This is a genomic window from Pedobacter sp. UBA4863 (assembly GCF_002399615.1).
Lineage (GTDB): Bacteria > Bacteroidota > Bacteroidia > Sphingobacteriales > Sphingobacteriaceae > Pedobacter.
Map to the genome: position 1 here is coordinate 1 of NZ_DHDZ01000034.1, position 11,388 is coordinate 11,388.

The window sequence follows — 11,388 nt, forward strand, 5'->3', positions numbered from 1 at the left end:
CTTTTGAGACAGCCCCTTTTTTGTACAATAATATTTTTTTAATTAACACTGTTAATTATATTTGTGTTGTTCAAAAGATATGGGAAGAAAAGAAAAAGATAGGAGGCGAATTGAGGACGTAAGATTAGAGATTTTACAGGCCGCTAAAAAGTTGTTTTTAAAAGAAGGCTTTGAGGCTACTTCTATTAGAAAAATTGCCGCCCAAATAAAGCTCAGTCCAACAACCATCTATCTTTATTATAAAGATAAAAATGATATTGCCTATACTTTGCATAAAGAAGGCTTTAAGATTTTGGGCGAGCAATTTTCGGTACTTCGTCATGTAGAAAGCGGTTTTGAAAGATTAAAGGCTATGGGTAGAATTTACCTTGATTTTGCTACTCATAATACTGATTTTTATCAGCTTATGTTTATCATGAAAGAGCCAATGGATTTTATTTCTGGCAAAGATTCTTGTGAATGGGAAGAAGGTGAGATCGCGTTTGGTGCCTTGCAGCAAATCGTGTTGGCTTGTAAAGCAGAGGGTTATTTTAAAGGGTTAAACGAAAATAGCGTAGCTTTAAATATTTGGGCTTTGGTGCACGGTTTATGCAGTTTAAAATTGCAGGGGCACTTAGACCATGTGGCCAGTGCACACTTGAATGTGCCGGCAGATAGAAACGTCTTAGAAGAAGCTTTTGAAACTTTGGTATTGATGCTTGATAAAATGAAATAATATGTTAACACTGTTAATAAAAAAAGTTTTTTTAACTGTTTTTCTCGGTATGGTCTTGTTTTGGATACCTGTACAGGGGCAGCGTGTTTTGCAAGGTTATATAGATACTGCGTTTAAGAACAATATTGTTTTACAGCAAAAAAATGTGTCTTTAGAAAAAGCACAATATGCCCTAAAAACTGCCAAAGGCCTGTTCTTGCCAACGGTAGCCTTTCAAGCAGCTTACCAAACTGCAGATGGCGGTCGTAATATACCATTGCCTTTGGGCGATTTGATGAATCCTGTTTACCATACCTTGAACCAAATTACGGGCAATAACAATTTCCCCATGTTGGAAAATCAGACGATTAACTTTTTGCCTAAGAACTTTCATGATGCAAAATTGCGCACCACCGTCCCAATTATCAATACAGATATCCTTTATAACAAGCGCATTGCCCAACAGCAATTGGTGTTGCAAGAATATGAAGTGCAGATTTATAAACGCGATTTGGTAAAAGAAATAAAAACGGCTTACTATAACTATTTGAGTGCACTTGATGGAGTGGCTATTTATAAATCGGGTTTGGCTTTGGCAAAAGAAAGCCTTCGGGTAAACGAAAAGCTTTTAGAAAATGGAAAAGGCTTGCCTGCGTATGTGTTGCGTTCGCAAAGCGAAGTAGAAAGCGTAAATGCTACTTTATTGGATGCCGAGCAAAAGGTAGTCAATGCTCGTTTGTATTTTAATTTTCTCTTAAATAGAGATGCCAACGAAGCCATTATCGCGGAAGTTAATAATGGCGCAACTGAACTAGCTAAAGTAGAAGGCTTGCTTGCGGGCTTAAATGTGGCTAGTGAAAGAGAAGAACTGAAGGCGCTTGAAGAGGTGGAAGGAATTAACAGAAATGTACAAAAAATGAATAGCCAGTTTGCGGTACCAAAACTGGGAGCATTTTTAGATGTGGGTACACAATCTGAAGGTTTTAAGTTTAGCAATAATACAAGATATTATATGTTGGGCCTGCAACTAGAGATTCCAATTTTTTCGGGCAATAGAAATAGCAATAAATACAAAGAAAGCACCCTCGATTTGAAAAACGCAGTGCTGAACTCTAATTTGGTGGCGCAACAGCTAAGCATGTCTGCCAAGGTTTCGCAGAATGGTTTGCGGTCCGCCTACCAAACCTATCAATCATCGCAAAAGCAATTTGAGGCGGCCGCTACTTATTTAAGGCTAATAGAAAGAGGTTATTTAGCAGGAACAAATTCATTTGTAGAAACCATTGATGCGAGAAATCAATACACGTCGAGCAAAATTTTAGTAAATATTAATTTTTATAAAGTGCTTAATGCTATGGCCAATATAGAACGAGAAACAGCATCTTACATCATATCAACCCCCTAAATGGGATATTTACAAAATGCAACATGGTTAAATTACAAAAGGTACAAAGAGGAATAAAACAATAAGGCAATGGCAAACCAACTTTCCAACATTTCAATCTTCCAACATTTCAATATATTAACGACCCTGAAACACCTTGCATTCGGCTCGGTTTTACTGTTGTTTTTTGCCTGTAAAGGCACAGATAAGCGAGAAAAAGCCATCATTCAGCAAGATACTATTCCTGTAAAGGTAATTTCGTTGGTTGAAACAGATACTGATGCAGAAGTTATCACCTCTGGTTATTTCACCACTAACGATGAAACCATACTTTCTTTTAAAAACGGGGGGGTAATTAGCCGCATTTATGTAAAAGAAGGAGATCAAATTACTAAAGGGCAATTATTGGCTTCGGTAAACCCTACAGAAATAGGCTCGCAAGTAGAGCAGGTACAGCTTTCTTTGCATAAGGCACAACGCGATTACGAACGGGCCAACAAGCTTTTTAAAGACAGTGTGGCTACATTGGAGCAATTGCAAAATGCAAAAACGGCTTTAGATGTAGCCAAACAGCAAATGCAGGCGGCCAAGTTTAACGAAGACTATACTGCAATAAGAGCTACCAGAAATGGCTATGTATTAAAGAAACTGGCCAACGATGGGCAAATTATTGGGCCAGGAATGCCCGTGCTACAAATTAACGGAGCGAGCGAGGGTAATTGGATTTTAAAAGTTGGGTTAAGCGATAAACAATGGTCGGGCTTAAAAGTGGGCGACCGAGCTGCCATTACTTCCGAAGCTTTAAGTGGCCAAGTTTTGCAAGCTAAAGTGAGCAGGAAATCAGAAAGTATTGATCCGCAAAGTGGAACTTTTGGTGTAGAATTGGCTTTAATAACTAAGGTGAAGGGCTTGGCGGCTGGTTTGTTTGGCAAGGCCAGTATCTTTCCTTCTAAAAAACAAACTGCTTTTACTATTCCTTACGATGCGCTTTTAGATGGGGGCGAAAACGAAGGTTATGTGTTTGTAACCAACGACAATCGGACTGCTAACAAAGTAAAGGTGCAATTGGGCGCTATACAAAAAGATAAAATTTCGGTAACTGGCGGATTGGAAAATGCAAGTGCTATAATTATTTCGGGCAGTGCTTACCTTACCGATGGTTCAAAAATTAAGGTGGTTAAATAATTTTTACTCATTAATGGATTTTTAGAAAATGAAAATATCAGACTACGCAGTAAAAAATTATCAGTTCACCTTAATTATGGTGTTAATGGTAATGGCTTTGGGCATTACTACGGTTTTAAATATGCCGAGGGCTGAAGATCCAGACATGAACCCACCTAACTTTCCGGTAGTGGTAGTTTACCCTGGTGCTAGCCCTAAAGATATGGAAGAGCTGGTGGTAAAGCCGCTCGAGAAGCGTATTTACGGTTTAGATGACATTAAGAGCATTAAAACAACCATTAGAGATGGTTTAATGGTGGCTATTGTAGAGTATAAATATGGCGTAAATGTAGATGATAAATACCAGGAGCTGCTGAGGGAAATTAATAGTGAGCGCCCTAATTTGCCGCAGGAAATTTACTCCATGGATGTGCAAAAAATATCGCCTTCCGATGTAAATATCTTGCAGGTTGCACTGGTTTCTGAGAATGCTTCGAGAGACAAACTAAAAAGTGCCGCAGAAGAATTGCAAGACCAATTAGAAAAAATCCCATCCTTAAAAAATGTGGAAATAGTTGGGCTGCCAGATCAGTTAGTAAAGGTAGATCTGAATTTGGAGAAGCTGGCACTATTACATATTCCGGTTACCCAAATTGCTAATGCCATACAAAGTGAGGTAGCCAATATTCCAGGAGGAAGTATTGATGCCGGAACAAAGTCTTTCAATATAAAAACGAGTGGTAATTACCAAAGTATAGACGAAATTAAAAATACCATTGTAGCTAGTGGCGCAGGTAAAAATACCACACTTAAAGATGTGGCCAATGTGTATTTTGATTATTCGCAAGATAAACATATTACGCGTTTAAACGGATTTAGAACAGTTTTTATAACCGCTGCCCAAAAAGCAGGTGGCAATATTACGCAAACCCAAGAAGCCTATTTGCCAATTTTGGAGGCGTTTAAAAACACCTTGCCCAACAATATAGACCAGCACATTATGTTTGACCAAGCTGATAATGTAAATAAACGTTTGGGAGGCTTGGGTATAGATTTTGCCATTGCCATTTGTTTGGTGCTGATTACTTTGTTGCCTTTGGGCACGAGGGCGTCGTTGGTAGTGATGGTTTCTATTCCATTGTCGTTGGCTATTGGCATTATTCTCATTAACCTATTGGGCTTTAGTTTAAACCAGTTGAGCATTGTGGGTTTGGTAGTGTCTTTAGGCCTGCTAGTTGATGACAGTATTGTGGTGGTAGAAAACATAGAACGCTGGATGCGTGATGGACACGACCGCCTAACAGCAACATTAATGGCCACCAAACAAATTGGTTTGGCGGTAATGGGCTGTACAGCAGCTTTGGTAATTGCCTTTATGCCTTTAATGTTTATGCCCGAAGCTTCGGGAGAGTTTATTAGAAGTTTGCCCGTGGCCGTAATTTGTTCGGTTATTGCCTCTATGTTGGTGGCGCTAACGGTGGTGCCATTTTTATCTAGCAAGCTATTAAAGCCACATGCAGATGTAAATGGCAACGTTTTTCTAAGAACCCTGCAGAAAATTATTCATGGGTCTTACGCAAAATTGCTAGATAAAGCATTGCACAAGCCATACTTAACTATTCTTATTGGCATAGCTGTATTTGCAGGTTCTTTGGCGCTTATTCCGGTAATTGGTTTTAGTTTGTTCCCATCTTCAGAAAAACCACAGTTTTTAATTACCGTATCTACGCCTTTGCAATCTAATTTAAAATATACCGATTCTATTACTAAACAGATCGAAAAGGAAATTACAGCAATACCGGAAGTGAAATATTTTGCTTCGAACGTTGGTAAAGGAAACCCACGTATTTACTACAATTTATTACAAACCAACGAGCGTACCGATTTTGCAGAAATTTTTGTGCTGTTGCACCCAGATGTGAGGGCCGATAAAAAGGTGGCCTTGATAGAGCAATTGAGAGCAAAATGGTCTTCTTATTTAGGGGCAAAAGTAGAAGTGAAGGATTTTGAGCAGGGGCAGCCCATGATTTCGCCAGTAGAAGTGCGTGTTTTTGGAGAAAATTTAGATACGCTTAGAAATTTGGCCGGCCGAGTAGAGCAATTGCTGTTAAAAACCGAAGGTACTATTTACACCAATAATCCGCTAAAAAATCTAAAATCGGATATTAAAGTAGAGATTAACAAAGAAAAAGCGTTGGCCTTGGGCGTACCGATGATTAATATAGACCGCACAGTGCGCATGGCTTTGGCCGGCTTTGAAGTAGGTAAATTCCTCAACCCAAAATCTAATGGCGACGATTATACTATTTTGCTTACTACCAAATACTCTTCAAACCCCAACCTAGATGTGTTTGATAACTTGTTTGTAAACAATGTGCAGGGAACTTCAATCCCATTGGCGCAGTTAGCCAGTTTAAAGCTCGAAACTTCGGCGCTGAGCATTAATCACCAAAATAAAATACGAACCATTTCGGTAAACTCATTTGTGCAAAAAGGCTATTTGAACGATCAGGTAATTAAAGATTTAGAAACGCAAATGGCGAAAATGAAGTTGCCAGCTGGCTATCATTTCGAAATGGGCGGAGAGGTAGAAAGCCGTAGCCAATCATTCGGTGGTTTTGGCAGTATTATTTTGGTAACGCTTTTCATGTTTATTGCGGTATTGGTGTTAGAGTTTAAAACGTTTAAGAGTACTTTAATTGTGCTTTCGGTAATTCCATTGGGCATTGTGGGGGCAGTATTGGCGTTAATGGTCACTGGCAACTCCCTGTCGTTTGTGGCCACCATTGGTATTGTTGCGCTGGCAGGTATCGAAGTTAAAAATACCATCCTTTTGGTTGATTTTACGAACCAATTACGGGCCGAAGGCAAAGAACTTAACGCAGCCATTGAAGAAGCGGGCGAAGTTCGTTTCTTGCCAATTATTTTAACATCGTTAACGGCAATTGGAGGTTTATTGCCCATTGCAATGTCTAGTAATCCGTTAATATCGCCGCTGGCTATTGTAATGATTGGCGGGTTGATCAGCTCTACCTTGTTGTCGAGAATTATTACGCCTGTGGTTTATAAATTAATGCCGCCACGAATAGAAAAAGCGGAAGATTAGATAATAGGAATACTTTTTCTTTTTATAGGATTTTTACTCCGAACAGTAAGAAAAGGAAATGATACGTTTGAAGAAGTGGAATTAAAGATTTTTAGATAAGTGATCCGGCATTGCAAATATCGGATAGCATGAATTATTTTATGAGCTCACTGCGTTCGGTTTGCAATTCCGAAGTCCTATCGGCAAATTTTTAATCTGCTATAACCGTTGTGCATTACAAATGCACGGATATGGGTTCGCGATTACAAATCACGAACAGCACTGGTTTTCTGAAATGGCGGTAACTCATTTATATATGTAATAAAACTACATAAAATAAGTTGCATTCTGTTGGCTATAGTTAGTTTTTGCCATTCCTTAAATTTAAGGGCATCATGTAATTGCGCTCCACCAGTTGTCAAAAAAAAAAACACTAAGCCTAATAGTTGCAAAAAGATACGACTTCGCATCTCTATTGATGATATTATAGTTATTTTTGAAAACTGATGCTAAAATACCTACGCCTGTTATTGTTGCCTTTAAACCCACTATATGCCTTGGTGGTATATCTACGTAATAAGTTGTACGATTGGGGTATTTTTCGCTCTACTGGCTTCGATCTGCCCATTATTTGTGTGGGTAATTTGGCTGTAGGTGGGGCTGGCAAAACGCCAACTACAGAGTATTTGGCAAAATTGTTGGCTGCCTATAAAGTAGCTATTTTAAGCAGAGGCTATGGCAGAAAAACGAAAGGCTTTCTATTGGCCGATGATAACGCGACCGCCCAAACCATAGGCGATGAACCGCTGCAATATTACCACAAGTTTAAAAATGTAACAGTTGCCGTTTGCGAAGACAGGCTAACAGGCATCCGAAAATTAAAAGACAGCCACGATGTAATTTTGCTAGACGATGCCTATCAGCACCGTAAAGTTAAAGCCGGTATTAATGTGTTGCTTTTCGAGTTTGCAAAAATTAACCAATATCAGCTATTAATGCCTGCGGGCAATTTAAGAGAGCCTTTTTCGGGCATTAAACGAGCGCAAATGGTATTAATTACAAAATCGCCAACAGCGGTAACAGCAGCGGTTAGAGATAAACTTTTGGCCAAGCTTAATTTAGACCCTCAGCAAGACTTGGCTTTTTCTCACATCGATTATCGAAAATTAACACACCTTTATACCGGCGCAGCAACAGAGTTCCAAGAAAAACAGGAAGTTTTTTTGTTAACTGGCATCGCTAATCCTGCACCGTTAAAACAGTATCTGGCCAGCAAACCAATCTATATACAATCTTTCGAATATCCCGACCATCACTGTTTTACCGAAAAAGAAATAGGAACTTTAGTAGCTGCTTTTCAAAAGCATCCTGCCAAAGAAAAAATCATTGTAACTACAGAAAAAGATGGGCAGCGTTTATTAGATAACAATTTAAAAGATTTACTGTTAAATTTGCCTATATATTACCTGCCCATCGCAAATGAAATTAACACAACCGATAAATACAGGTTTGACCAAAAAATATTAGATTATGTTGCAAGCGCTAAACGATTCGATAAAATACATTAAACAAAAAATAGGAGATTTTGAACCAGAAATAGGCATTGTTTTAGGTACAGGCTTGGGTGGTTTGGTAAACGAAATAGCGGTGCAACACAGCATCATGTATTCAAGTATTCCAAATTTTCCTATTTCTACATTAGAATTTCACTCTGGTAAACTCATATTTGGAACGCTAAAAGGTAAAAAAGTAATTGCCATGCAAGGCCGCTTGCATTTTTACGAAGGGTACAGTATGCAGCAAATTACCTTTCCAATTAGGGCAATGAAGTTGTTGGGCATCAGTTACCTTTTGGTTTCTAATGCTGCGGGTTCGTTAAACCCAGCGTTTAAAAAAGGCGATCTAATGATCATTAACGACCACATTAACTTACAGCCCGAAAGCCCTTTAAGAGGGTTGAACAACCAAGATTTTGGCCCACGTTTTCCCGATATGAGCCAGCCTTACCATAAAGCGTTAATTGCAAAAGGACTAAAAATTGCGCAAGACGAAAATATAACCTGTCATCAGGGCGTTTATGTATCGGTAACAGGGCCAAACCTCGAAACTAAGGCAGAATATAAGTATTTGCGCATTATTGGTGGCGATGCCGTTGGAATGAGTACCGTACCCGAAGTAATTGTAGCTAACCACATGAGCCTGCCCGTTTTTGCTATTTCTGTTTTAACCGACGAGGGTTTTCCCGAAGACTTACAGCCAGTTAGCGTAGAAGAAATTATTGAAACTGCAGCAAAGGCAGAACCCAAAATGACGAAAATTTTAAGTCAGCTTATTTTATCCCTATAATGCAGAAAATATTTGTAGCTGTTCTGTTTAGTTTGTTGTTGGGCTTAACTAATGTGTATGCACAAGATTTAAAAACATCTATTGCAGGCAATAAAGAACTCGATTCGTTACGTAAAAAAGAAGAAAGCAGTAAAGATTCGGTAATTTTTACCGCCAAGTACATTCGTTACACCACACGTAAATTAACCAAAGACAGCATACAAACCCTGCCTATAGATACCGCATTAGCCAATATCCAAAATTTTAGCCCTATTGCACAGCCCAATAGGCCTACGGTAGGCACGGGTTTAATAGGTTTAGCGGCTATACCATTGCTCTTCGAACCTGTAAAAACAATAGGTTTCGATGCTGGTTCGCATTCTTTAGACCTCTACAAGTTTACCCATAACGACATTAAGTTTTACCGTGCCCGTAGCCCTTTTACCAGTCTTTCTTATATCAGTGCTGGCGATAATGTGCAATTGCTCAAGATTATCCACTCACAAAACATTAAGCCCAATTGGAATTTTGGGGCCAATTTTAACCGTATAGGCGCCAATGGTTTTTATGCACACCAGCGTGGCGATGTGCTAAACGGTACACTTTTTACCTGGTACCAAACCAAAAATAAGCGCTACAACCTCTGGGTAGATGCGGTTTTTAACACCATGAAGGCTCAAGAAAATGGTTCTATCTTAAAAGATGATATTATATTTTTGCCAGCAGGCGATAACTTGGTAACCAAAAAAGCAGAGCCTGTACGTTTAAATACGGCACGCCAGCTTAACAGAGATAATTCGGTAATGATAAGGCAAAGCTATTTTGTTGGACGTATAGATAGCACCACCAATAGCAGTACTCAAAATATTTTGCCAACCAATAAAATAACCCACACTTTTGCCTACACCAACAGTGCTTATAGCTTTAAAAAAGACGAGCAAGACGAACACGGTATTTTCCCCACGGTAGCCGCCGCCGATTTGGTTTTTACAAACGACAGTACCCATGTTAAGCATATACAGAACGAGTTTATCTATAGCTTTTTTTTAAGAGCTAAAAATAGTTCGTTTATTAAAAATGAGCTTAAAATAGATGCCGGCATTAGAAACGATATTTATAGCTTTAATCAATGGGTGTTACAACGCGATGCCAGCGTTTTTTATGGTCGTAATTTTAATGTGCAAAATACTACCTTGTTAGGTACGTTGGGGTACCGTTTTAGCGATAAGGTTGATGTTGACCTTAATATTCAGCAGATTTTTCAAGGCCGCAATGCAGGCGATTACCTTTACGAGGCCAATAGCAATTTTGCCCTAAGCAATAAGGCCGGCAAAATTGTAATGAGCGCTTATACGCAAAACAAGTCTCCAGAAGAAATTTTTAACCGTTATTATGGTAATCATTACCAATGGGATAGAAGAGGGGTTTTTTCGCGTACAAAAACTACCAATTTTACTTTTGCGTATGTAAACCAGTTTTTAAAATTGGATGCCAGCGCCTCGTATTATCTCATTAGCAATTATCTCTATTTTGGAGAATCGCCAACATTGGACAAAGCTATTGCGCCTTTTCAACATAGTGGAGAAATTAGTTTATTGCAGTTAAAATTAGGTAAACAAATAGATGCTGGAAGTTTTCATGTAAGTGCTTATGGTGTTTACCAAAAAACAGATGCAAAACAGGTAATGCGAATGCCAGAGGTGTATGTTTTTGCCAGTATTTATAAAGACCAAACCTTTTTTAGGGTGCTGAAAACACAGCTAGGGGTTGATGTTTTTTACAATGATGCCTATTTGTCTAAATCTTATTCTCCGGCCACTAGTCAGTTTTATAATGGCGATGCCGTTACTTTTAGCGCTAAGCCTGTTGCTGATGTTTGGCTGAAATTTGGATTGCGCAGGGCCAATTTATTCGCTAAATATCAATATGTAAATCAAGGTTGGTTTAGTAGGGGTTACTACACGGTTAACAGATACCCTATGCCAGATCGGTTGCTTGTTTTGGGCTTTACCTGGAATTTTTACGATTAGGTTTTTAGTAAAGCAATTACAGCTTATCTTAGGGAGCTTCAGCCGGGCTTTCCATTGATTTTTTGTTCCCCTCCTGTTATCCGGAGGCCTGTCGAAGGGTTTTTATGGTAAAAAGGCTGCAATTACTTGTCCCGAAAATTAGGGAAACTCAGCCTGCGCCTATTGTGATAAGGTAGTGGTTAAAAAAAGTATTACTGCTTCAATCCCGTTTAAAATGCAAGAATGGTGCTACGGGTTACCTTTTCGATTGCATGGCCTTTACTATTTTAATACCTGTTTGTGCCAAATAATTACGGTACTCGGGGGTGTTGCAACCGTACAGTGCAATTTTGCCTTCGGCATTGTGGTGTATGCCCCAACCGTAGCGTTTCCCCAAGGCCGATGCTCTTAAGCAGGCCTGGCCTTTAGCAAAGAAAGTTTCTCTTGCGCTTGCTAATTCTTGTTCGGTTAAATCGTTTCGTGTGGCAAAAACAGCAAATAGTATCTCATCCGAAGTATATTTGTACGGATGTTTGCTAATCATATCGAACTGTAAACCGGCTACCGTTTTATGGCCTGCTTTCGTTGTGGGTATTTCTCCTTTAGCGCTAGGGCAGTCATCCGCCACTGCGATAAAAGTATTTTGGTAGTTTGTAGTGTGGGTTTTCATAAGTAAGAAGTAGCAATTAGTATTTGTTAGGCTATACCCGTAGTGCATTATTGCTTT

The 11,388-nt window shown here is 39.1% G+C and carries 8 protein-coding genes; 7 read left to right on the top strand and 1 reads right to left on the bottom strand.

Annotated features, from left to right (window positions below):
• The first annotated feature begins 79 nt into the window (after window positions 1–79).
• From B3I52_RS08020 to B3I52_RS08050, 7 genes are all read left to right on the top strand, one after another.
• On the top strand, window positions 80–715 hold the full coding sequence (locus tag B3I52_RS08020) for a TetR/AcrR family transcriptional regulator (protein ID WP_293300202.1): 636 nt from the start codon (window positions 80–82) through the stop codon (window positions 713–715).
• A gap of 1 nt (window position 716) precedes the next feature.
• Window positions 717–2,099 carry a TolC family protein gene (locus B3I52_RS08025; protein WP_293300203.1) on the top strand — a complete coding sequence of 461 codons (1,383 nt, stop codon included), beginning with the start codon at window positions 717–719 and terminating at the stop codon, window positions 2,097–2,099.
• 69 nt (window positions 2,100–2,168) lie between these two features.
• Window positions 2,169–3,263 carry an efflux RND transporter periplasmic adaptor subunit gene (locus tag B3I52_RS08030; RefSeq protein ID WP_293300205.1) on the top strand — a complete coding sequence of 365 codons (1,095 nt, stop codon included), beginning with the start codon at window positions 2,169–2,171 and terminating at the stop codon, window positions 3,261–3,263.
• A 28-nt stretch (window positions 3,264–3,291) separates the two neighbouring features.
• Window positions 3,292–6,348, top strand: a complete 3,057-nt coding sequence (locus tag B3I52_RS08035; protein ID WP_293300206.1) for an efflux RND transporter permease subunit — start codon at window positions 3,292–3,294, stop codon at window positions 6,346–6,348.
• Between the two features lie 485 nt (window positions 6,349–6,833).
• Entirely contained in the window at window positions 6,834–7,895 is a 1,062-nt protein-coding gene (gene lpxK / locus B3I52_RS08040; protein WP_293300207.1) for a tetraacyldisaccharide 4'-kinase, read from the top strand.
• Window positions 7,858–8,673, top strand: a complete 816-nt coding sequence (locus B3I52_RS08045; protein WP_293300208.1) for a purine-nucleoside phosphorylase — start codon at window positions 7,858–7,860, stop codon at window positions 8,671–8,673. The genes lpxK and B3I52_RS08045 overlap by 38 nt, the downstream gene beginning before the upstream one ends.
• The gene (locus B3I52_RS08050; RefSeq protein WP_293300210.1) at window positions 8,673–10,682 is read left to right on the top strand and encodes a putative porin; all 2,010 of its coding nucleotides are present in this window, start codon (window positions 8,673–8,675) and stop codon (window positions 10,680–10,682) included. The genes B3I52_RS08045 and B3I52_RS08050 overlap by 1 nt, the downstream gene beginning before the upstream one ends.
• Window positions 10,683–10,917: 235 nt before the next feature.
• Here the strand turns inward: B3I52_RS08050 and B3I52_RS08055 are convergent.
• Window positions 10,918–11,388 (bottom strand): DUF6157 family protein (locus B3I52_RS08055; protein WP_293300212.1); only part of this gene is annotated, 471 nt, incomplete at its 5' end.